The following is a 22,004-nucleotide window of genomic DNA, read 5'->3' on the forward strand; positions in this document are numbered from 1 at the left end:
CTGTCGCCTCAAAGCACAAGGCGAGTAAACAATAATTTGTATTAAGGCCGCACCAGGGTCGTACGCATCATGCAGCAAGGCTGCCGTAGCGTTCGACGGTGCGGCCAATGGCCTCATCAACGGTGTGCTCAAGGATGACAGGCGCCAGCGGACGTTTGGCCGCGACAATGCGCAATATGGATTGCACATCCATCTGTCCCTCATCCACATTGCAGCGACGGATGGATGTGCCGCACGCGTACTCATCAGACGGCGCCAACGTGAAATCATCAATATGCACGGCCACAATCCGATCGCCGAAGCGTTCGAAAGCCTTACGCGTCACATCCACTTGGTCGCCGTCATTCACGGTTAAACCATTCGGGCTGGTGTATGCGGTCGCATCGAACACAATGCCCAGAAACGGCGAATCCACGTCAGCAATCAGTCGCTCAGTTGTGGCTATGTCATAAATGGGATGATTCGCCCCCGGCTCAATGCCCACAATGGTGCCGACACGTTCACCAAACGCCACGAGACGGCGAATTGAGGCAAGGGCTTTGCCATACATTGCCTCAGTGAAGTTACGCTCGGTAAATCCACCCGGCACCGCATCAATGGAACCTGTTTCAGAGGCGACCACAGGCGCGCCAAAGAAGCGTGCGTTGGCCAGATACGCCTCGAACTTACACAGGCCGGCTTCGCGCACGTTTTCATCCGGGTGCGTCATATTGAAATAACAGCCCATTACCGCGATATCCACGTCTTTCGCCGACAGCGCGCGGCGGATATACGAACCCATGCCAGGATTAATGTCACGGGCACCAGAAGGCATATCGGGGAAAGACTTGGCCAAGGCGAGTTGCACATTATGCGCCCCGTAGTCGGCCAATCCTTGGGCCAACAGTTCAGGGGTTCGGCCGCTCGTCACGTCATGCCCTCGCGCACCAAAATTAATCGTCATCGACTCGCCTTTCTGCTCATGATTGCCGCCATAGATTGTCCGCATATAGAACGCCGCCGTCCCACGACAACTTCTGGCAACAAGATTATGTGAATTTGGCAACAGTACCATACTAAAACCGGTTTTGGCAGTTATGCGGTTCGCTGAGACCGATTGTGGTACAGACAGCGAGAAGTCTTCGTCGTTCCGCGCCTGAGGTGAGTTGCCGTAAGACGCGGGGTTGAGACACACGTCACCATTTCAATGGCGAATGGCGGAAACGCTTCGGCAACAACAGAAGGGAACAATCATGACCGCAGTGAAGAGTCATGTTTCATCCATGGCTGAAACGAACGGGCAAACAGGGGCCGGTACAGCACCCAAAAATGACAAGCTCAGCTGGAGGGAGAAAATCTCCTACGGCTTCGGCGATTTGGGCAACGGCTTCATGTTCGATCTGGGGCAGGCTTATTTGACGAAGTTCTACACTGACGTGGCGCTGATCGCCCCTGGCATCGTCAGTGTGATTTTCGCAGTAACCAAAATCTACGACGCGTTCATGGATCCGATTGCGGGTGTGTTTGTTGATGCTCGCAAAGTCGGCCCGAAGGGCAAATTCCGCCCGGTGATGATGGTCGGCGCCATCGTGTTGTCGATATTGACCATCGTCACCTTCACCATGCCGGACTTTCCGATGTGGCTGCGCATCGTCTACGCCTTCGTTACATATATGGCTTGGGGCACAGTGTATTCCTTCACCAACCTGCCTTATGTGGGTTTGGCCAACGTAATGACCCGCGACGTGGATGAGCGTGCGCAGTTGGCCACCACGCGCCAGGCTGGCTCGCTGGGTGCCCAGTGGATCACCGGCGTGGCGTTCATCCCGATCGTCATGCTGTTCTCCGACTCGGATGGCAACGTCACCACCTTCCATGGTTACGCCGTCGCGGCCTGCATTATGGCCGCGTTGGGTGTGGGCTGCTTCGCCGTCACATACTTCAACTGCAAGGAACATATCAAGATCAACCGCCAGAAGACCGGCAGCCGCAAGAAGGAAGGCGTTGGCGCATATCTCAAGGTGGTGTTCACCAACAAGCCACTGCTGGCGATCATCCTGATGACGCTGTTCACAATCTCCGCGATGAACACGAACAACGCGATGATGCTGTACTTCGCGCAATACAATCTGGGCAACCAGGGGCTTCAGCCGGTGATCAACTTCATCCAGATGGGCTGCTCGGTGGTCGCCGTGCTGTCCATTCCGTGGCTGGTCAAGCATTTCGGCAAGAAGCCGGTCGCCATCGTCTGCTTTGTTGTGGGCGCTGCGGCGAACCTCATCAACTTCCTGCTGCCGACCAATCTGGTCACGTTCATCGTGTTTGTCACCATCGGATACGTGTGCCTGGCCATCCCCAACGGCATCACGTGGGCATTCGTCAACGACGTGATCGATTACGGCGAATGGCACACGGGCATCCGCAAGGAAGGCGTGACCGTGGCCGCATTCAACTTCTCACGCAAGCTGGCTCAGTCGCTGGCCGCCGTCATCACCGGTGGCATCCTTGCGGTCACCGGCTACGTCGCCAATCAGGAACAGTCCGAAGCAACGCTGGCGGGCATCAAGGGCGCAATGACCTTGTATCCGGCAGTCGCGCTCTTCATGGCGATGCTGATCCTGTTCCTGCTGTACGGCATCTCGGACAACAAATTCCGTGAAATCGCCAAGGATCTGGACGAAGGTCGTTGGGAGAAGGGCAATCTCGGCGAATAAATCGAGTTTCCCATCCACATTTCCACGTGCAGTAACAGTGAGGCCCCGGAGTTATGCAGTGCAATTGCCATGCATAATTCCGGGGCCTCACCGTGTTAGTAGTTATTTGCTACAGACGGCCATAGCTTAAGAGAAGCAACTATACGCGAGCACCGTCGTCGAATTCGTCGCGTCGCGTTTGGCTGTGTCCCTTATGCCGAATGATCAGGCCAGCGGCGCCCAGCAGGGTGCACAGGCCGAATATAGTGCCGAGCAGAGCGGCCAACGGCGGCACAAAAACCGAGGCGATCAATCCGAATACACCAACAAGCAATAGAATCCAGAACACCAGCTTGGATGTGTTCACCGGGCCGATTTGAGGATTCGGCGGTACGAAATCATCGCCGTAGCGGTCCATAACATCGTCGGCATCAAGCCAGCTGGAACCGGTGAAATCGCGGGGGCCGGACTGGTTCGCGCTTGCGCTGCTGGCTTGGGATGTGCCGGCGTTGGAAGAGTTGGAGGTGGAAGATGCCTTGCCGCGACGGCGAATACGTTCGCGCAGGGGCACCGCATCATCGGTGAACGTGCCAAGATCAAGATCCTCGACGTGCAACAGCGCCTCTTTTTCTCGGCGCTGCGCTTGCTTCTCGAACTTTCGGGCCTGTTTGGATGAAGCCACATCCTTCAAATCATCCCTGTGCGCCTCTTCGAACGCAGCCCAGGCCTTATCAAGGTCGTTTACATCACCATGCATTGACTGCGCGGGGGAGGATGGCGTCGCGGAATCAGAAGCGTGAGACTGCCCGTCATCCGGCGTGGGGGTTGGCTGCTCGTCGTTCGCGTTGCTATTGTGGTTCTCGGTCATAATACTCAACTGTAATCAGGCGGCAGCCCAACCGGCGACGCCACGCCTGAGGGGAGGGAGCAAGGTGCTCTACTGGTTCTTCGTGAAGGTGTTCGGCCCCATCGCCCGTCATCGGCTTGGACCCTCGGTCACTGGGCTGAACAATATCCCGCGTGAGGGCGGTGCCATTATCGCCGCGAATCATTTGGCCGTCATCGACGACGCGCTTATTCCGATCACCTGCCCGCGCATGGTGCATTTCATGGGCAAGGCCGAATACTTTGAGGGCAAGGGGCTCAAAGGCAAGTTCAAGAAATGGTGGTTCACCTCTGTGGGCGTATTCCCCGTGGACCGTTCCGGCGGCAACAAGTCGCTGGGGGCGCTTGAACACGCTCGCGAAATCATTGAGGACGGCCACCTGTTCGGCATTCATATCGAAGGCACTCGCAGCCCCGATGGTCGCCTGTACAAGGGCCATACCGGTGCCGCGCGACTGGCGCTTGAAACTGGCTGCGCGATTGTGCCCACCGCGTTGATTGGCTCCGACCTGCTGCAGCCGATCGGCACCTCCATCCCGAAGAAGGGCAAAACGAAGGTGCTGTACGGTAAGCCAATCGAAGTGTCGAAGAAGGCCGCCGAAGACATCACCCATGATGATCTTCGCGAGCTCACCGATCGCGTGACCGCTGCCATCCAGCAGATGAGCGGCCAGGAATACGTGCCCGAATACGCGCAGAAGATCAAAGCCGAGATCAAAGCCCAGCAAGAAGCCGCGTCGGAAGCATAAGTAGCGTAGAGCGTCACTGCTTCAATAGGTTCAAATTGATGTGGGGTGGGGCGAGGCCATTATGAGGTCTCGCCCCACCCCATATCGTAGGTATTGGTGATTTGGGTGTTGTCTGTGGTGTTGAGCGTCTCTGCATTAAGCTCATGGTTGATGTTTCAGTTTGAAATGCATATCGACCAGTTGTTGCCGCAGAATATTACGCATCGACGAAACTGATACGCAGTTTTTTGTTGAGTGCTGCGGCAATCTGTTCCAGTAATCCTATCGTGGCATTCATCTTTCCCGACTCGATGCGGGCGATGGTTGATTGTGGCTTATGGACTTTCTCGGCCAAATCTCGTTGGGAAAGTCCCTCCTGTTCTCGTAGCTCCATAAGCGCGACAGCTGCTGCAAGACGTTCCTTCTCTTGTGCATACTCCTGCTTGAATGTGGGGTTGCTGTGGGAATAATGTGTGATGAGTTGTTCTATTTCTGTCATTGTGGGTTTCCTTGCCATGTGTCACGCATATGACGCGCATGAATTATTTCTTGCTTGGGTGTTTTCTGAGTTTTCTTAGAAAAACCGTGGGTGATAACGTACTGATTTCCGGTGGATTGAAAATACAGCGAACGATACTGGTTGCCGGACAGCTGCACACGTATTTCGAAGAGGTTGTACTCCAGTTTTTTGACCCACTGCATGCGAGTGGCGATTTCGATGCCGTGGATTTCAATTGCCTCGATGCGTGCGAGCAGCTTTGCTCGTGCTTTTACGTCGATGGATTCCAGAAAGTCCATGAATTCGCTTGATCCATCCGCGCGCTTTATCCATGTGAACCTCGCTTTCGGTATTGCATCAGATGATAGCATACTTGCTCTCGCTTTCTATAGGGTGAGCTGCGTTGCTCAGCGTTCTGTGAGATGAATCAACGCTAGAGAATCACTATCGATAGAGTCAAGTGGAACAAGGAATGTGGAGAGTACTTCGTCAGTTATCCACATGATGTAGCAAATATGTGAAAATCAGATGTTGGGTGATGACGCGCAATTACAGGACAAGCACCTACGGAAGGCGATATAGCTACTATTTCAGCTTCCGTAGGTGCTTGTGCCTCACACCACGGTGAGGGTGATAACGGTGGGGGTGCCGTTTTCGTCGCGCAGGCGCACCGTCTCGCCGGCCTTGGGGCTTTGGATGCGCACCTGATGAGTGAGATCGCCCAGCGGCGCGGACTTCTTAACTGTGAACCCGAGCGCCTCCAACTGCTTGGCGGCCTCGTCATATTGCTTGCCCACCACGTTGGGCATCACCGTGGTTTCAGGGCCCTTGGAGACCACTACATCCACGCTGTCGCCCCACTTGAGCTGCGCTCCGGCATCTTGGGATGCGGAAATAACCTCACCTGCGGGAATTTTATCGTCGAACTGCTCGGTGACGTTGGCGGTGAGCTTCAGCTCATCGAACGATGCCTGCATCTCATCTTGCGTTTTGCCCACAATATTCGGCATGGTCACCGGCATCAGACCTTTGGACAGCGACACGGTTACCTCGTCGTTGTGCTTGAGTGTGGTGCCGGGGTCGGGGGAGATGCTCAGCAGCGTGCCCTCGGCCTTGTCCATCGAATACTGATCCGTGGAGTCGTCGTGCTTGATATTGTCGAAGCCGGCGTTCTTCAAATCGTCCAGCGGAGTGGCGGAGTCAAGGATATTGCTGGGAATGGTGGCAGACTTCACACCCTTGGATATGGTGATGGTCAACTGTTGGCCGCTGCGCTTGCCGATGCGGCTGTCCACATACACGGCCTTGTCATCAACCGTTGCGGAGATGACCTTGCCCTCATCAATGATGTCGCTATTGTCTTCGACCGTCGTGTAGGGGATGCCTGCCACTTTCAACGTGCTTTCATAGGTTGCCCAATCCGCGCCGGCAAGAGAACAGTTGGTACCTTCCGTGCAGGTTATATCCTGAGGCTGGGGCACGTTCCAATAGCTGCCGGGACCCCGGTAATACCACCACCAGCCGGTGCCGCCGATGGTGGCGATGAGCGCGGTAATCACAATAGTGATCACTATGATGGTTACCTTTTTGCGGCGCTTGGACTTCGGGCCATTGCCGGCATCGACAATTTCCGGTTCGATGGGGGATCCGTCGAGTGTCAACGCTTGGGTGAATGCATCCTGGTTCTGATTCAGCGCCTGAGTTTGTGCGTCGTTGGGAACGTTCGGCAGCATTTGCGTAAAGTCTGAGTCAGCGTTCGCACCATTCGCGTTGGATAGCTTGGAGGCATCAAACACTGCAGTGGGTGCCACTGGTGGCACAGGCGGCTGCGTGGGCTGCTGCGAAGAGGTATCTGAGTGCGACGGCTCCGCAGATGGCTGGTGTTCTCCAACGACTCGCGGCGCGTTGGATGCTCCGATAACGCCGACCAACGCCGGAACGGTCAGATCGTCGGGTTTGGAGGATTCGGCAATCTCGAGCTTGCGATACTGCCAAGCTTCCTGAGACAATTTCGCAGCGACTCGACGTAACTCGTCGGCCGCTTCTGCGCCATCGGCAGGTCGGGCGTCGACGGCACGTGCCGTAAGATGTGCGATGAATCCGGCAACAACCGGATCAATGCCGGGGCAGACAGTTTGCAGTGAGGGTACGTCCTCATGCACATGCTTGAACACCAGAGTAACCGGATTATCCGAATCAAACGGCACCTTGCCAGCCAGCATTTCCCACGCCATGATGCCGACGGAATACAGGTCACCCTGGGCGGTGGCCTGATTGTGTTCGATCATTTCCGGTGCCAGATAGGCGGCGGTGCCTAGCAGCATACCGGTGGAGCTGAGCGTGGCTTGGCTGGCGGCTTTGGCAAGGCCGAAGTCGGTGATCTGCACATGGCCGCGGTCGTTGATCAGAATGTTTTCCGGCTTGATGTCGCGATGCACCACGCCGGCCCGATGCGCGGAGGAGAGGCCATCCAACGTTTCGGCAATCACACGCAGGGTTTCGCGCACGGAAAAAGTGCCCTGCACGTTCATTTCATGGCGCAGATTGACGCCATGCACATATTCCATCACCAGAAAGTCAAGGCCGTTATATTCGCCGGTGTCATACACCTGCACGATATGAGGGTTGGCGATAGCGGCTGCAGAATTGGCTTCGCGACGGAATCGCTCGACGAACTGGTCACGGTGAGGGCCTTTTGCCAGCTGTGTGTGCATCACCTTAATCGCCACGGTGCGGCCAAGCCGCTCGTCCACCGCCTCATAGACGGTGGCCATGCCGCCTTCGGCGATATTGCGCACAATGCGATACCGCCCCTCGATCATCTGCGGGGCGTGGGTCTGGGGCTCATTCGAGGTCTCACTCATGACTGTGTATACGGTTCCTTGGAATCACTGCTGAACAACGCCTAAGTGTACATGTCGCCGGCTACGGCATTCGTTTCTTGCTGCGGCAAGGCGCAAGGTTTTCACGTCGGCGCGCCCGCCGATTGATGATGGCCGCCGCAATCGTTGGAGCATTTTTCTCGAACAAACGCTAGCGTAATGCTTCCGGGATAAAACGGGCGCAAGCTTCACGCAGATGCTGTTCGGCGTCGGCTTCGAGCCCTAATTGGCTGATGGCGGCATTCGATTCGGCCCATAGTGTGCGGATGCGTTCGCGGGAGCGTTCGATGGCACCAGTGGACGAGAACAATTCGATGGCGCGTGCCACCTTCTGGCCGTTGCGCTCGTCTTGTTCGAACATGCCGGCCAATTCGCGGCGTTCGGGCGCATTGGCATATTCGAGTGCGTCGGCTAGCAGCACGGTGCGTTTGCCCTCACGGATATCTCCTCCGATGGGTTTTCCGGTGTTTTGGCTCGAACCGGTGACGTCCAGCAGATCATCCGCCAACTGGAACGCAAGACCGAGCGGCCTGCCGATGGCCAGCGCATGGGCCTTGGCTTGCGCTGCGGGTATTCCTGAGGCAAGAAGGGCGAACAGCAGCGGAGCAATGGTGGTGTAACTGGCGGTTTTCCAACGAAACACATTAAGTGACGCATCAACCAAAGCTTGTGAGTCGTCCAGCGAGGTCATTTCCACGGCCAAATCCAACACCTGACCGATTTCAACTTCACGCTGCATGGTCAGGAATGCCTCGTCGATGGCATCCGAGTTGGTCAGGTTGTGGGCGGCACGCCTAGCTATCTCGATACTGGCCGTAGCTAAAACGTCGCCAAGCATCAAGCCGAGACCACGACCGATGGACTGGCTGTGCACTGCCGTTTCCAAGGCACAGTGGGCTGATGGTTTGCCACGGCGCAAATCCGATTCATCAATGATGTCGTCATGTACCAATGCCGCGGTCTGGAATACCTCGATGGCACAGGCAAGATCGACCATAGCGCTGCGCTCGTCGACATCGGTGTATTCATTGGCGTGCTCAACATGGTTGCCGGCATGCAACGCATCGAATGCAGCAAGCGCGAGCAACGCGCGCAGACGCTTACCTCCCTGACTGGACTGGACGGCTTGATCGACGACCTGATTAAGCACAGGTTGCAGCGCTTGCGATACAGGGTCGGTGTCAGGGGCGGAGGCCAGTTCGCGCACCAGTTCCAGGATGCGCGGTTCGATGGCTTCGCGGTCATTCGAGGTTATCCACATGCCTTATAACTTATCCACAGGTTGTGATGACCGCAAGACCATTGGAAATAGTGGGATGTGAAGCTCTCTCCACATAGGTCGCTCCAGGCCTCGCATCACAAGGCTTTCATGCATAGTGAACATATGCCCATGTGGGAGGCTTTTGCATCGCCTGAGCTTCGCACATAGGCAAGGCAACGTTGGCATTGGCGGCAACTGCAAACAGCACACTCAAGTCAAGGAGGACACCATGGGACAACAGCACAATACGCGCAAGACGCGGGCAGGTGAACAGCGAAAGAAAACGTGCGCGGCTGCAGGCCCTGAAAACAGGGAGCGCAAGAGTAATCCCGAAAATGCCCGTGCGCGGCACGAACGCAAGGTTGCGGATAGCATGCCAACTGGGCGAGCCCAACCATCTGGACGTGAACGACCACGGCGATGCAATCAGAAGGATTCTCGGGATGAGCATCAGAAGAACTATCAGGAGAGCTATTTCGAACGTGAACATCTGGAAATGCTTGCCCGTGCGTTCCGTCAGGATCGGCGTGAGCGCGGTGCCCCATTGGCCGACGCCGATTGGGTTGATGGCCCCTTGGACTCGTGGTTGGCCTGTCTCGATACAGGTGAATCGCACCTTGAGGGTGAAGACATGGCGGCCTTCGCGGTAGGCATGGCCGAAACATTGTCGATACGCGACGCCCTGATTCTTTCCCTGATCATCGATGAGAGACGCTGCCCAAAAAGTCAGTTGATCGAGTTTGCGGCGAGGCCTCATCTGGTGCATGCCAAACAGCGGATGGGCGAATTGCTGACAGCGGCCTTCTGGGACGAAGGCCTTGCCCCAGACAGAGAACGCTGCATGACCGGCATCGACATTTTGATCGATCTGGCCGAAGCGGTTCCCGTTCCCTATTGTGTGCAGCCGTTGGCGATTATCGCCTATGCGTTGTGGTGGATGGGCGATGCCAGATCGGAGGCGTTCGCCGCGCAATGTCTGGTGCTGGATGGGGAATGTTCGCTGGCAGCGATGATCTTCAGCGCCTGTGAGCATCAGCTTGCTCCGGCATGGTGTATTGAGCAAAGCGAATGAATACGCGAAAACGCACGGTATGACGGCTAGCTAAAGGCGGTGGCAGGCCCGTCATGCCGTGTGCTTTCAGGCAACACGATGGGAATAATCGTCCGCACACAGTGGTTTACTCACATAGTTGACGATTTGCCCTTGCCAGAAGTGGGCCCATGTGGTATAGACGCTTCGCGGCGAGAGATAGAAGGAGCAGTTTTGGCCACCAAGGAAACGACGGCAACCAAGCGGGCGAGCGAGTCCGACGAGCAGATCGATACCAAGAAGAAGACCAGCACCAAGTCCACCGCCAAGAAAACCGGTGCGAAGACCTCGCGCGGATCGGCTGCCAAGAAGAACGAGCGTCCAACCAAGGACGAGGAGTTCGCCAAAGACGAACTTGATCAGGACGACGAGCTTGACGATGACGCTCCCGTCGATGACGAGGATCTTGACGTCGACGATCTGGACGAAGACATTGATGACGTCGATGACGAGGACGATGAGGATGACCTCGACGACGACGTTGATGCCGATGAGGATGTAGACGACGAGGATGAGGACGATAAGTCCAAGGCTCCCGAGCAGCCCAAGGAAAAGGGCGCATATGTGGTGTCTGACAGGGATGATGAGGAAGAGAACATCATCCCCTCGGGCAATCCGAAGCGTCGCGTCATCGCCGCCGGTGCTACTGCTGATCCGGTTAAGGATTACTTGAAGCAGATTGGTCGCGTGAGCCTGCTGAACGCCGAGCAGGAGGTTGACCTCTCCGAGCGCATTGAGGCTGGCCTGTACGCCCAACATCTGCTCGATACCGAATCTGAAGGCATGGAGTTCAAGCGCAAGCGTGAACTCAAGTGGGCCGCGGCCGACGGTAAGAAGGCCAAGGATCATCTGCTGGAAGCCAACCTGCGACTCGTGGTGTCGCTGGCCAAGCGCTACACCGGTCGAGGCATGCTGTTCCTTGATTTGATTCAGGAAGGCAATCTGGGCCTGATTCGTGCCGTGGAGAAGTTCGACTGGAAGAAGGGCTTCAAGTTCTCCACCTACGCCACGTGGTGGATTCGTCAGGCCATCACCCGAGCCATGGCTGATCAGGCGCGTACCATCCGTGTGCCCGTGCATATGGTCGAAGTGATCAACAAGCTTTCTCGTGTGCAGCGTCAGATGTTGCAGGATCTTGGCCGTGAACCTACGCCTGACGAGCTGGCACGCGAGCTTGACATGCCCGTCGAGAAGGTGCAGGAAGTGCAGAAGTACGGTCGCGAGCCGATTTCGCTGCACACCCCGCTGGGTGAGGATGGCGATTCCGAGTTCGGCGATCTGATCGAAGACACCGATGCTATCGCACCTTCTGATGCGGTTGCGTTCTCGCTGCTGCAGGAGCAGTTCAAGCAGGTGCTGGAAACACTGTCGCCTCGTGAGGCTGGCGTGATCAAGATGCGCTACGGTCTTGAAGACGGTCAGCCGAAGACCTTGGACGACATTGGCCGCGTGTATGGCGTGACCCGTGAACGCATCCGTCAGATCGAGTCGAAGACCATGTCCAAGTTGCGCCACCCGTCTCGTTCTCAGACGCTGCGCGACTTCCTTGATCAGTGAAAGCCGCTGCGAAAGCCGCCGTTTTCCTTCGGAAAACACAAGCGGCTTTCGCGCGAGCCGGAAAAGAGGAAAGCCCAGTGGGCTTTCCTCCCGGCGGAGCCATCCTTATAACAAAAGACAAGTCCCACTAAACGGAATCTTTATCCGTCACGAATCCTCGATTTCTTGCTATGTCGGCTCTGCCGACTGCTGGTTTTTGAGCCGCAGCATGATTCGTTCGGCCGTGAGCGTCCGCAAGCCTACGGGATAAGCTTCGTGGCATCACCTACAACCCCATCCCACAAGATAGAGAGCTATGGCAACTGAAGAATACGGCGCAAAGGATCTTGCCGTCCTCGAAGGTTTGGACGCGGTTCGCAAACGTCCGGGCATGTACATCGGCACCACCGATTCGCAAGGCCTGATGCATTGCCTGTGGGAGATTATCGACAATTCGGTTGATGAGGCCTTGGCCGGCTTCTGCGATGACATTGTGGTGACCTTGCACACCGACGGCTCGGTGGAAGTAGCTGATAATGGCCGTGGCATCCCGGTGGACAAGGAGCCTAAAACCGGTCTGTCCGGCGTGGAGGTCGTACTTACCAAACTGCACGCCGGCGCCAAGTTTGGCAATTCTTCCTACAATGCAGTTGGCGGTCTGCATGGTGTCGGCTCCTCCGTGGTCAATGCTTTGAGCTCCCGACTCGACGTCGAAGTGGATCGTGATGGACAGACACATCACATGGCTTTCCATCAGGGGCATCCCGGCGTATATTCGGACGCTGATCCGGCCAATCCGTCGCCCGATGCGCCGTTCAAGCGCACGCGCAAGAACCGCCCGACCGAGCTGGAGATTATCGGCAAGGTGTCGCCAAAAACCACCGGCACGCGCATCCGATACTGGGCTGACCCTGAAATCTTTAACAAAACCGCGAAGTTTTCCTACGAACAACTTGTCGATCGTGTGCGCCAAACCAGCTTCCTGGTGCCCGGCCTGAAAATTACCATCGTCGACGAAAACGTCCCCGAAGAGTCTTCTGCCACTGTGCCGGTTGCTCCCGCCACCGCTTCGGATGACTTAACTACCGTTATGGACGGTTTTTCCACCGTCATTCCGAGCGAAGTCGAGGAATCTCAAGCCTCCTCGGAGACTTCAACCGAAGCGGCCTCCATCTCCAACACCTCCGTCACTATCGACGACGGCGCTTTTGGCAAGCAGCCGAACCATCCGCGTGTTGCCGAATTCCGCCACACCGGCGGCGTAAAGGACTTCGTCGACTTCCTCTCCAAAGGCGAACCTATCTCTGACATCTGGCGCATCCAAGGCGAAGGCACCTACAAGGAAGAAACCCAAGCTGTAGGCGCTGGCGGTGAGCTGCACGCTCAGGAGATCGAACGCACCTGCGGCATCGACATCGCGCTTCGCTGGGTCAACGGCTACGACACCACGATTATGAGTTTCGTGAACATCGTGGAAACCCCCGGTGGTGGTACCCACGTCGATGGCTTCATGAATTCGATCACCAAGCAGATTCGCAAAGCCGTCGAGGACAATGCACGCAAGCTCAAGGTGAATCTCAAAGACAATGCCATGAGGGTGGAGCGCGACGATATTCAGGCGGGTCTTGTGGCTGTGGTCACCGCTCGCGTGGCAGAACCGCAGTTCCAAGGCCAGACCAAGGACGTGCTCGGCACCGCGCAGGTCAAGCCGATCGTCACGCGCATCACCGATAAGCAATTCGGTGAGATGATTACCGGTTCCAAGCGCGGTTTCAAGGATCAGTCCGCCCGTGTGCTCGAAAAAATCGTCGGTGAAATGCACGCCCGCATTCAGTCGCGCAAGGCCAAGGAAGTGACCCGGCGCAAGAACGCGCTCGAATCTGCCTCAATGCCGGCCAAACTTTCTGACTGCCAGCCTGGCAATGACGATGTGGCCGAATTGTTCATCGTTGAAGGTGATTCCGCACTCGGCACCGCTAAAGCCGCCCGCAACGCCGGGTTCCAGGCGTTGCTGCCGATTCGAGGCAAAATCCTCAACGTGCAGAAGGCCTCGATCACGCAGATGCTCTCCAACAAGGAGTGTGCGGCCATCATCCAGGTGGTGGGTGCAGGCTCCGGTCAAAGCTTTGACATCGAGCAGTCGCGCTACCACAAGGTCATTATGATGACCGATGCTGATGTGGATGGTGCGCATATCCGTATCCTGCTGCTCACCCTCTTCTACCGCTACATGCGCCCGCTGATCGAACACGGCTACGTGTATGCTGCTGTGCCGCCCCTGCACCGCATCGCCCTGACTGGCTCGCGCAAGGGCGAATACATCTACACGTATTCCGATGATGAATTGGCTGGCAAGCTGGCCGAACTCGACCGTCAGCATATTGGCTATGCCGATGATATTCAGCGCTACAAGGGTCTGGGCGAAATGGATGCCGACCAGCTGGCCGACACCACGATGGATCCGCGCACGCGCATGCTGCGCCGCATCCGCATGGAGGATGCCGCCCAGGCCAGTGAGATTTTCAGTCTGCTGATGGGCGACGATGTGCCGCCGCGCAAACAGTTCATCGTCGACAACGCCGACGATTTCGACCGCTCCAAAATCGACACCTGATCGAACGGCTATCACCGATTATCGCAACCGTCCATGAGATATATGGGCATATGGGTGAGGGCGTACATGCAGCAGACATGTACGCCCTCACCCATATGCGCTCAATGTGCAATATTGCATTATGCGGGAATGAACATCGAATTTATGAGTCTCTTCCCGCACGTAATGCTCTATCGTCCGATGGTGTTATTGCCCCACAGCTGTTCATAACGCAGTCCGGTGATATCCTCAGCAACACGTTTGGTTTCGGGATCAACGTCTGCCAATGCGCCGCCAGCGTGCAGGCGGTCGATTTCCCTACGGATGATGGCGTGATTGCGCTTGTTGAGGTGGAAGAACAGCGTCGAGGTGAACGCGCACACCAACAGCACTCCCGACCCGATGAGCATCCACATCACCAGACCGTTATTCGCGGAGACGGTCTGCGATTTGGCCGTCTCATCGAAGCCCACAGCCTCTAGCACAATGCCGGTGAGGAATGGGGCAAGCGCAGAGGTGGTTTTGCGGCAGAAGGTCATGATGCCGGCGAACAAACCTTCGCGGCGCTGCTTGGTGATCAGTTCATCCACATCGGGAATGAATGTGTATACGGTCCACGGGACGTAGCCGGTGCCCGAGTTGGAGATGCCCCAGGTGACCTGCAGCGCATACAGCGTGGTCAGGGCGAGACCGGTGCCGATCAGCGGCGAAGCGTAGAGGATCGCATACACGGCCACGGTGAACAGCATCGTACCGTACATGATTTGTAGCAAACGGCTCGGCCCCAGTTTGGCCATTACGCGCGGCCACAGCAGATTCATCGGAATGCCGATAATCGAACCGAACGTTAGCAGGTTCGAAGCGGTGACCTTGTCAAGCTCCATCGCGTACACCACAAAGAATACGTAAGTGGCGCCGATGATGTCGCGGGCGGTGAAGGAGGTCAAATAAATGGCCAGATGCAGGGCGTATGCCTTGATACGGAATACGGAACCCATCTCTTTGATCACATACCACGTGGAAAGCAACGGATTATTCGCCTTGCGGGATTCAGATGCATCCTGCGATTTTGTTGCCCTCGACTGAGGTTCGTCGGATTGCGCGGGCTGACGTTCGAACGTGGTGAAGTAGGTGATGGCGATGGCCACGGCGAAGATTACCGCCAGCAGCACGCCCATGGTCAGGAACGCGTTCGGATTGTCCTCGCCCATCGCGGCGAACACACGGCCGGGCAGCCACGAAGAGAGAAAGGTGGCGACAGCAGCCCACAGCATGCGCGAGCTAGACAAGCGCGATTTGATTTCATAGTCGTCGCTCATTTCAGCGGCAAGTGTTTCATAGGGTACGCCGATGAGTGCTGTGATCGCTTCAATCAACAGGTAGGTCAATAGGTAGTACCAGTAGTTCATATGGCCAACCCATAGGCTGACATACAGCACCATCAGCGGAATACCGATGAGGATGAAGAACCGGCGGCGACCAAAGCGGCGGCCAAGACGAGTCTGCCCGAAGTGGTCGGTGATGTATCCCATCAGCGGGCTGATGAAGGAGTCGGCGACACGGGCAATAGCAAGAATCGAACCTGCCGCCACTGCGGACAAGCCTCCGACGTTGACGTAGAAGAACAGCATCCAAGTGGCGACGACCGCCATGGCACCATTCATGAACAAATCTCCTGCACCATAGCCGACGATGGTGGTCCATGTCGCTTTGCGCGGCGTGCGTTGTTGCATGATGTCTCCTCAGTTGAGCAAAGAATTGCAGTATTCATCGCAGTGCCGGCATGGCGCTGATGAAAACATGTGACATCATATGTGCATATTTAGACAAAAACGTGCATCTTTTGTCATATATTGTCTTTGATGATCATTTATGGGCATATATGACAAAAGATGCGCATGTCTCATCGTGTAATATCAGGAGTTGTCCTCACATTGGCTTGTTATGTATGGCTAAAGCTCAACAGTGGCATGTTATTGGCAGCTCACACCGTCTTCGATTGGGGTGCCGTAGATCAGATAGTCGTCCACAATCGATGCCACACAGGAATTGGTGTAGGTGTAAGCGGTGTGGGTCTCGCCTTCATCGGTGAGCAGCATGCCTGATTCCAGCAGGTCGGCCAGATTCACGGCGTTCTGATACGGGGTAGCCGGGTCACCGGTGGTGCCAACCACCAGAATCGGGGCTGCGCTGGGTGCGGAATAATCCAATTGCTCGATTCCGGAGCGATCCTGTGCTAACGCTTCGCAGGTCACATTGCCGTAGGCCATATAACGTCCGAACGTCGGCGACTTCTCATTGAGTTCACGAGCGATCTTTTCCTGCTCGCCCATGTCAGAGGGCTGCGGGTCGTCCAAACAGTTGACGGCGACGTTTACCTCCATGGAGTTGCTTTCGTATTCGCCGTCGTCGTTACGCTCCAGATAGGAATTCGCCAGCAGCAGCATGACGTTTGCGGTGCCTGAATCCTTGATCTCAGCGAAGGCCTTCGTCAGATACGCCCAATTGTCTGACGAGTACAACGGTGTGATAATGCCATACATCATCATGATGCCGTTGACATCGTCACGCCCGTCGGTCGGCAACGGCTGGGAATCTGCTTTCGCGAGCCAACCTTGGATTTCGGCTGTTGCCTCGTCAACACTGCCGGTGAACGGGCAGGCGTCGTCATTATCAATGCAATCGGTCAGATAAGCGTGCAGCGACTGCTCGAAACCTTCAGCTTGACTGATTACTGCATCCGCAGCACTTTGCATGGGGTCGATTACGCCGTCCAACACCATTCGTCCAACCTGTTGGGGGAACAATGCCGCATAGGTCGATCCGATAAGGGTGCCGTAGGAAAAACCGAGATAGTCAAGCTGATCCTGCCCGGCCAATGCACGCATCACATCAAGGTCTCGGGCCACCGACTGCGTGTCCACATGGTCAAGCAGGCTGCCGCTTGAGGCGCGGCACGCCTCGGCGAATTGGTTGGCGATATCACGCATCTTATCGATGTTGTCAGCCGTGGTGGGTTCGGCAATGAAAGCGCGATCAAGCAGTGCGGAATCGTCACCACAACGAATCGGCGTGGAATCGCCTACGCCACGCGGGTCGAAGCCCACTATGTCATAGTTGTCGATCAGCTGATCAGTGGCCGTGTAATCAAGGAAACTTGTTAGATAATCCACGCCCGAGCCGCCTGGGCCTCCCGGATTGATGAACAGTGTGCCGTGAGAGGTACCGGTGGCGTAATGGATGGCGAGTTCTAGGTCTATGGATGCCGAATCGGGATCAGACCAGTCGCTTGGCACCTGGATGGTGGCACAGGCGTCACCATCGTCACACGGTTCCCAATCCAATGTTTGCGTGTAATAGGAATCGAAGGCGGCATCCACTGAATCAGGGCGGGCGGCCGGGCCTGGAATCTCCTGGGGCTGGGAAGATTGGTTGGTGCTGCCAGCCGAACGGATAAGCGTGGCGATGCCATGGCCGATAGTGCCAAGAATGGCGATATTAAGCGCCAGAGCAACCACTACGGCAGTGAGCGCCACCGCCCATACCGGCATTTTCCTACGTTTGGGCGGTTCGGTTGGTTGCCCATAGGCGGGTTGTCCGTAAGGATATGCAGGTTGCTGCCCGTATGGTGATTGCCCATACGGTGATTGCCTGTACTGCGGCTGCCCATACTGCTGTTGTCCGTACGAAGGCTGTCCATAACACGGCGAGTAGGGCGGCGGCGTAGGTTTGGTTCCGCTTTCAGGCTCGCCATGATCTCCATATGGATTCCCATACGGTTGTTGACCATATGCTTGTTGTTGGGGTTGCTGCTGGTCTGGCTGCTGATCCTGCGGTGGGCGTTCGTTGCTCATAGCCCAAGTCTAACCGGCTGATGCCGGAATACGAACGCTACAGCACACCGAAGTGCGTCAGCGCGTTGAGCACACCATTGTCATCCACACTGTCGGTGACATAATCGGCTGCGGCTTTCGGCGCGTCGCTGGCGTTGCCCATGGCCACACCGATGCCTGCAAACGCCAGCATATCGGTGTCGTTGCCGCCGTCGCCGAAGGCCATGGTTTGTTCACGTGTGATGCCGAAACGCTTCATAAAGCGCTGGATACCGCGCGGTTTGCCGCCATCGGCAGGAATCAGATCGGTGAAATCTGGGTGCCAGCGTACGCCGGCAACATTGCGGCACAATCCCACAAGTTCGGCTTCCGCGGCTTCGTCGACGAACGGGCTGATCTGGAAGGTTTCATGTGTCAGCGCACGAGCGCGAGGATCGTCGAAGTAGCGTGTCGGTGCGGTTTTGCCCAGCTGATTCCACGTAGCCTGCAGCTGTTCGTTAGTGTGGTTGAAATACACGTAATCCTTTTCGCCGAAGTTGCACACCACATCCGGGTGTGCGTCAAGCCAGTCAAGAATCACAGCGATATCGTCAGGGTCGAGCGCCTGTGCCTCGAAAAAGCCATGATCGTCAACACAATATTGCCCATTGAACGCTACAATGCCATCGAAATGAACCGGCATGGTGTCCAATACCACGGTCATCTGTGAGGGGGAGCGGCCCGTGCAAATCAGCACCTTAATGTCTTTATCCTGCAGTCGATGAATCGCATCCACGGTGGAATCAGGCACACGGTGCGTCTCGAAACTGGTCAGAGTGCCATCGATATCGAAAAACACAGCCCTGATGTCTGGCTGAGTATCTGGTCGGGTGCTTGGTTGCGCAAAGGACAACGGCGTTTGTTCCGAAACGGTTGAGCAATCTGAAATATCAGTCATGGCGGAGCCCCTTCCCATATCGCAACCTATATCGCACTGCACGAATACATGGCCTTACACCAGTGTAGGTGACAAGAGCTGCGCCATGCCGGCAGCGCTGTTGAGAAACATCTGCCCATCCACAGACAAGAGTCCTAGAATCGGGAACCATGACCGAGCATATCGATATTGACAATGATCTGATTGACATACGTCACTGGCTGCACGCCCACCCCGAACGTAGCTTCCGTGAATTCGAAACCACCGCCTACCTTGAGCGTCAGCTGCAAGCTCACGGCATCGAAATCCTTGACAATCCGATGGAAACCGGCGTGCTGGGCCTGATTCAGGGAACCGCAGGTGCAGGTCCGCGCATCGCGTTGCGTGCTGATATCGACGGTCTGCCCATTCAGGAAGATTCCGGTCTCGACTTTGCCTCCGTGAACAAAGGCGTGATGCACGGCTGCGGTCACGACCTGCATATGGCGGGCCTCCTGGGTGCAGCCTTCTGGCTCGCCGATCATCGCGAACGCTTCGCCGGATCGATCAAAATCGTGTTCCAGCCCAGCGAAGAAACCGGCCGTGGTGCCCGCGCAGTGGTTGACGCCGGACTGATCGATGACGTTGAAGCCATTATCGGCACCCACAACAATCCTAATTATGCGCCCGGCCAGCTGGCCATCGGTGCCGAGCCGATGATGGCCGGCTGCGTGAAATTCCACGTGGACCTGCACGCGCAAGGTACGCACGCCGCCTACCCATACAAAGGCACCGGCCCATTGGAGGCTATGGCCTCGATGATTCTGAGCCTGCAAACCATCGTCAGCCGCAACGTCACGCCTTTCCACCCACTCGTGTTGTCGGTTACCGAAGTGCACGGCGGCGACGTATGGAATGTGGTGCCTGCTGAAGCCGGCTTCCAAGGCACCGTGCGCTACTTCCATAAGCAGGACGGCGAACTGGTCGGACGCCGCTTCCACGAAATCGTCGAGTCCACGGCATCCGCCTACGATATCAGCGCCGACGTGGACTGGGATGATTTTCAAGATCCGCTTGCCTCCGACCCATCGTTGGCAAGAATCGTTGGCGCCGACGCGCGCGACTATGCCGAAGTCGAACCCATCCGACCGTCTATGGCGGGGGAGGACTTCTGCGAATACGCCAAAGTGACGCTGCCGGTATTCGCCTTCATCGGCTCCAACGGCCAGGAAGGATGCGCCGACTGGCACAGCCCGCATTTCGTGGGATTGGACGAGTCGATTCCAACCTTCGTCAATTTCTATGTCAACGCCGCGCTGCGCGTGATTAACGAACTGTCGTGACCAGCGGCGACTAGACTGAGAGACCATGACTACGCTTCGTTTTGCACTCGCCCAGATTGACACCTGCGTCGGCGCTCTCGACGCCAACGCCGCCAAGGTGCTTGACTATTGCCGCAAGGCCGCCGCGGGCAACGCCCAGGTGGTTGTGTTCCCCGAAATGACCCTGACCGGTTACCCGATCGAAGACCTCGCTTTGCGCCGCACCTTCCGCCAGGCTGCATGGGACAAGGCCAACGAGCTGGCGGCTTCGCTCGGCTCGGAAGGACTGGGCAGCCTATATGTGGTGGTCGGCACCGTGGGCACTGATCGCGCCACCGCCAAGCCGCGCAACCGTCTGGTGGTGTTGCATGAAGGTGTTGTATGGGCCGGCTATGACAAGCATTTCCTGCCCAACTATGGTGTATTCGACGAATTCCGCATCTTCGCCGCCGGCGACCGTTCGATGGTGCTTGACGTGGACGGCGCTCGCCTCGGCGTGGCCATTTGCGAGGACATTTGGCAGGATGGCGGACCGGTAGCTGAACTTGCCGGCCAGCATATCGACACCTTGGTCACCATCAACGGTTCGCCGTATGAGGAGGGCAAGACCAACACCCGTCTCGAATTGGCGCGACGTCGTGCCGCAGAGGTGAACGCGCCACTGATTTATGTGAACCAGGTCGGCGGCCAGGATGATCTGGTGTTCGACGGTGGCAGTTTCGTAGTCGATGCCGATGGTGTGTTGCTTGAGCGAAGCCCCATGTTCATGGAGAACCTTACCTTCTGGGATTTCGACACCGAAGCCGCACATCAGCAGCCGGCCCCCATCACCCCTGAGCTCGATCCGGACGAAGAGGTATACACCGCCTGCGTGCTCGGCCTGAAGGACTACATGGCCAAGAACGGCTTCACTGGCGTGACCCTCGGCCTGTCTGGCGGCATCGACTCCGCACTGGTGGCAGCCATGGCGGCCGATGCAGTCGGCGGCGAGAACGTATGGGGCATCTCCATGCCCTCCATGTATTCCTCCGATGGCTCCAAGGATGATGCCGCCGATCTGGCCGCTAATATCGGCGCGCATTACGACGTGCAACCTATCGAACCGTTGTTCAATGCCTTCCAAGGCCAGCTTGACTTGGGCGGTGTGGCAGCCGAAAACCTTCAGGCCCGCATTCGTGGCGTCATTGTTATGGCTTATTCGAATTCCAAAGGTCTGCTCGCTGTGGCCACCGGCAACAAATCCGAGCTCGCCTGCGGCTATTCGACTATTTATGGCGATGCGGTCGGCGGCTACGCGCCCATCAAGGATCTGCTCAAAACGCGCGTGTGGGAGATCAGCCGTTGGCGCAACAAGGCCGCCGCAGACGGCATGGGTATTGGAGGCCTGAAAATCGTCGGCAACGAGGAAGGCCAGTCAGGCAAGCCTCTGCCGGGCGGCGTGATGATTCCAGTCGCCTCGATTGAAAAGGCACCTTCCGCCGAATTGCGCCCCGGGCAGAAGGACTCCGACTCCCTGCCCGAATACGAGCTGCTCGACCGTGTGCTCGCCGCCTACATCGAGCATGCTCACGGTCGTGCCGATCTGCTGGCCGACGGCTTCGACGAGAAAACGGTAGACACGGTGATGCGGCTGGTGGATCGCGCTGAATGGAAGCGCCGCCAGTATCCGCTCGGCCCCAAGGTCACCGCACTGGCGTTCGGACGCGACCGTCGTCTGCCCGTCACCAGCGCCTCCAGAGAGTAGTGCAGCGGCAGAACGTTGATGGACACTTGCGACAGGTGGCAGCAGCCGTGGTTGTGTCGTGGAT

The 22,004-nt window shown here is 56.8% G+C and carries 16 protein-coding genes; 7 read left to right on the forward strand and 9 right to left on the reverse strand.

What is annotated here, in order from left to right; genetic code table 11:
- Window positions 1-67 precede the first annotated feature (67 nt).
- The gene (locus tag G1C95_RS01360; RefSeq protein ID WP_169171140.1) at window positions 68-943 is read right to left on the reverse strand and encodes a sugar phosphate isomerase/epimerase family protein; all 876 of its coding nucleotides are present in this window, start codon (window positions 941-943) and stop codon (window positions 68-70) included.
- A gap of 289 nt (window positions 944-1,232) precedes the next feature.
- Here G1C95_RS01360 and G1C95_RS01365 point away from each other — a divergent pair, with 289 nt between their 5' ends.
- On the forward strand, window positions 1,233-2,693 hold the full coding sequence (locus G1C95_RS01365) for a glycoside-pentoside-hexuronide (GPH):cation symporter (RefSeq protein ID WP_205832654.1): 1,461 nt from the start codon (window positions 1,233-1,235) through the stop codon (window positions 2,691-2,693).
- 139 nt (window positions 2,694-2,832) lie between these two features.
- On the opposite strand, the gene G1C95_RS01370 is transcribed toward G1C95_RS01365, so the two are convergent.
- Window positions 2,833-3,540, reverse strand: coding sequence for a hypothetical protein (locus G1C95_RS01370; protein ID WP_169171141.1), 708 nt, complete (start codon window positions 3,538-3,540; stop codon window positions 2,833-2,835).
- Between the two features lie 64 nt (window positions 3,541-3,604).
- Here G1C95_RS01370 and G1C95_RS01375 point away from each other — a divergent pair, with 64 nt between their 5' ends.
- Window positions 3,605-4,306: a lysophospholipid acyltransferase family protein gene (locus tag G1C95_RS01375; RefSeq protein WP_169171142.1), complete on the forward strand. Its 702-nt coding sequence runs from the start codon at window positions 3,605-3,607 to the stop codon at window positions 4,304-4,306.
- Window positions 4,307-4,502: 196 nt separating this feature from the next.
- Here G1C95_RS01375 and G1C95_RS01380 read toward each other — a convergent pair whose 3' ends face one another.
- From G1C95_RS01380 to G1C95_RS01395, 4 genes are all read right to left on the reverse strand, one after another.
- Window positions 4,503-4,784, reverse strand: coding sequence for a helix-turn-helix domain-containing protein (locus tag G1C95_RS01380; RefSeq protein ID WP_169171143.1), 282 nt, complete (start codon window positions 4,782-4,784; stop codon window positions 4,503-4,505).
- A complete protein-coding gene (locus G1C95_RS01385; protein ID WP_240947363.1) occupies window positions 4,781-5,083 on the reverse strand; it encodes a type II toxin-antitoxin system RelE/ParE family toxin in 303 nt (100 codons plus the stop codon). Before G1C95_RS01385 ends, G1C95_RS01380 begins: the two co-directional genes overlap by 4 nt.
- Window positions 5,084-5,398: 315 nt before the next feature.
- Window positions 5,399-7,648 (reverse strand): Stk1 family PASTA domain-containing Ser/Thr kinase, encoded by a 2,250-nt coding sequence (locus tag G1C95_RS01390; RefSeq protein WP_169171145.1) that lies wholly within the window; start codon window positions 7,646-7,648, stop codon window positions 5,399-5,401.
- A gap of 169 nt (window positions 7,649-7,817) precedes the next feature.
- Window positions 7,818-8,927 carry a polyprenyl synthetase family protein gene (locus G1C95_RS01395; protein WP_169171146.1) on the reverse strand — a complete coding sequence of 370 codons (1,110 nt, stop codon included), beginning with the start codon at window positions 8,925-8,927 and terminating at the stop codon, window positions 7,818-7,820.
- A gap of 229 nt (window positions 8,928-9,156) precedes the next feature.
- Between G1C95_RS01395 and G1C95_RS01400 the strand changes: the two genes are divergently transcribed.
- The 3 genes from G1C95_RS01400 (at window position 9,157) to G1C95_RS01410 (ending at window position 14,167) form a co-directional block, all read left to right on the forward strand.
- Entirely contained in the window at window positions 9,157-9,999 is an 843-nt protein-coding gene (locus G1C95_RS01400) for a DUF4192 domain-containing protein (RefSeq protein ID WP_240947364.1), read from the forward strand.
- A 192-nt stretch (window positions 10,000-10,191) separates the two neighbouring features.
- On the forward strand, window positions 10,192-11,574 hold the full coding sequence (locus G1C95_RS01405) for an RNA polymerase sigma factor (RefSeq protein ID WP_169171147.1): 1,383 nt from the start codon (window positions 10,192-10,194) through the stop codon (window positions 11,572-11,574).
- Between the two features lie 295 nt (window positions 11,575-11,869).
- Window positions 11,870-14,167: a DNA gyrase/topoisomerase IV subunit B gene (locus tag G1C95_RS01410; protein ID WP_169171148.1), complete on the forward strand. Its 2,298-nt coding sequence runs from the start codon at window positions 11,870-11,872 to the stop codon at window positions 14,165-14,167.
- Between the two features lie 170 nt (window positions 14,168-14,337).
- Here the strand turns inward: G1C95_RS01410 and G1C95_RS01415 are convergent, their stop codons facing one another.
- The 3 genes from G1C95_RS01415 to G1C95_RS01425 form a co-directional block, all read right to left on the reverse strand.
- Window positions 14,338-15,879: an MFS transporter gene (locus G1C95_RS01415; protein WP_169171149.1), complete on the reverse strand. Its 1,542-nt coding sequence runs from the start codon at window positions 15,877-15,879 to the stop codon at window positions 14,338-14,340.
- A 240-nt stretch (window positions 15,880-16,119) separates the two neighbouring features.
- A complete protein-coding gene (locus tag G1C95_RS01420) occupies window positions 16,120-17,697 on the reverse strand; it encodes an alpha/beta hydrolase (RefSeq protein WP_169171150.1) in 1,578 nt (525 codons plus the stop codon).
- Between the two features lie 340 nt (window positions 17,698-18,037).
- Window positions 18,038-18,916: a Cof-type HAD-IIB family hydrolase gene (locus tag G1C95_RS01425; protein WP_169171151.1), complete on the reverse strand. Its 879-nt coding sequence runs from the start codon at window positions 18,914-18,916 to the stop codon at window positions 18,038-18,040.
- 149 nt (window positions 18,917-19,065) lie between these two features.
- Between G1C95_RS01425 and G1C95_RS01430 the strand changes: the two genes are divergently transcribed.
- Both G1C95_RS01430 and G1C95_RS01435 read left to right on the forward strand, forming a co-directional pair.
- Window positions 19,066-20,217 (forward strand): M20 metallopeptidase family protein, encoded by a 1,152-nt coding sequence (locus tag G1C95_RS01430; protein WP_169171152.1) that lies wholly within the window; start codon window positions 19,066-19,068, stop codon window positions 20,215-20,217.
- Window positions 20,218-20,242: 25 nt separating this feature from the next.
- Complete coding sequence (locus G1C95_RS01435) at window positions 20,243-21,940, forward strand: NAD+ synthase (protein ID WP_169171153.1); 1,698 nt, start codon at window positions 20,243-20,245, stop codon at window positions 21,938-21,940.
- Window positions 21,941-22,004 lie beyond the last annotated feature (64 nt).

Source organism: Bifidobacterium oedipodis, from assembly GCF_012932425.1.
Lineage (GTDB): Bacteria > Actinomycetota > Actinomycetes > Actinomycetales > Bifidobacteriaceae > Bifidobacterium > Bifidobacterium oedipodis.

Excerpts from the sequence above, each read along its gene's own strand:
- G1C95_RS01360 (WP_169171140.1), bottom strand. The coding sequence starts at position 943 with ATGACGATTAATTTTGGTGCGCGAGGGCATGACGTGACGAGCGGCCGA.
- G1C95_RS01365 (WP_205832654.1), top strand. The coding sequence starts at position 1,233 with ATGACCGCAGTGAAGAGTCATGTTTCATCCATGGCTGAAACGAACGGG.
- G1C95_RS01370 (WP_169171141.1), bottom strand. The coding sequence starts at position 3,540 with ATGACCGAGAACCACAATAGCAACGCGAACGACGAGCAGCCAACCCCC.
- G1C95_RS01380 (WP_169171143.1), bottom strand. The coding sequence starts at position 4,784 with ATGACAGAAATAGAACAACTCATCACACATTATTCCCACAGCAACCCC.
- G1C95_RS01385 (WP_240947363.1), bottom strand. The coding sequence starts at position 5,083 with ATGGACTTTCTGGAATCCATCGACGTAAAAGCACGAGCAAAGCTGCTC.
- G1C95_RS01390 (WP_169171145.1), bottom strand. The coding sequence starts at position 7,648 with ATGAGTGAGACCTCGAATGAGCCCCAGACCCACGCCCCGCAGATGATC.
- G1C95_RS01395 (WP_169171146.1), bottom strand. The coding sequence starts at position 8,927 with ATGTGGATAACCTCGAATGACCGCGAAGCCATCGAACCGCGCATCCTG.
- G1C95_RS01400 (WP_240947364.1), top strand. The coding sequence starts at position 9,157 with ATGGGACAACAGCACAATACGCGCAAGACGCGGGCAGGTGAACAGCGA.
- G1C95_RS01410 (WP_169171148.1), top strand. The coding sequence starts at position 11,870 with ATGGCAACTGAAGAATACGGCGCAAAGGATCTTGCCGTCCTCGAAGGT.
- G1C95_RS01415 (WP_169171149.1), bottom strand. The coding sequence starts at position 15,879 with ATGCAACAACGCACGCCGCGCAAAGCGACATGGACCACCATCGTCGGC.
- G1C95_RS01420 (WP_169171150.1), bottom strand. The coding sequence starts at position 17,697 with ATGCCGGTATGGGCGGTGGCGCTCACTGCCGTAGTGGTTGCTCTGGCG.
- G1C95_RS01425 (WP_169171151.1), bottom strand. The coding sequence starts at position 18,916 with ATGACTGATATTTCAGATTGCTCAACCGTTTCGGAACAAACGCCGTTG.
- G1C95_RS01430 (WP_169171152.1), top strand. The coding sequence starts at position 19,066 with ATGACCGAGCATATCGATATTGACAATGATCTGATTGACATACGTCAC.
- G1C95_RS01435 (WP_169171153.1), top strand. The coding sequence starts at position 20,243 with ATGACTACGCTTCGTTTTGCACTCGCCCAGATTGACACCTGCGTCGGC.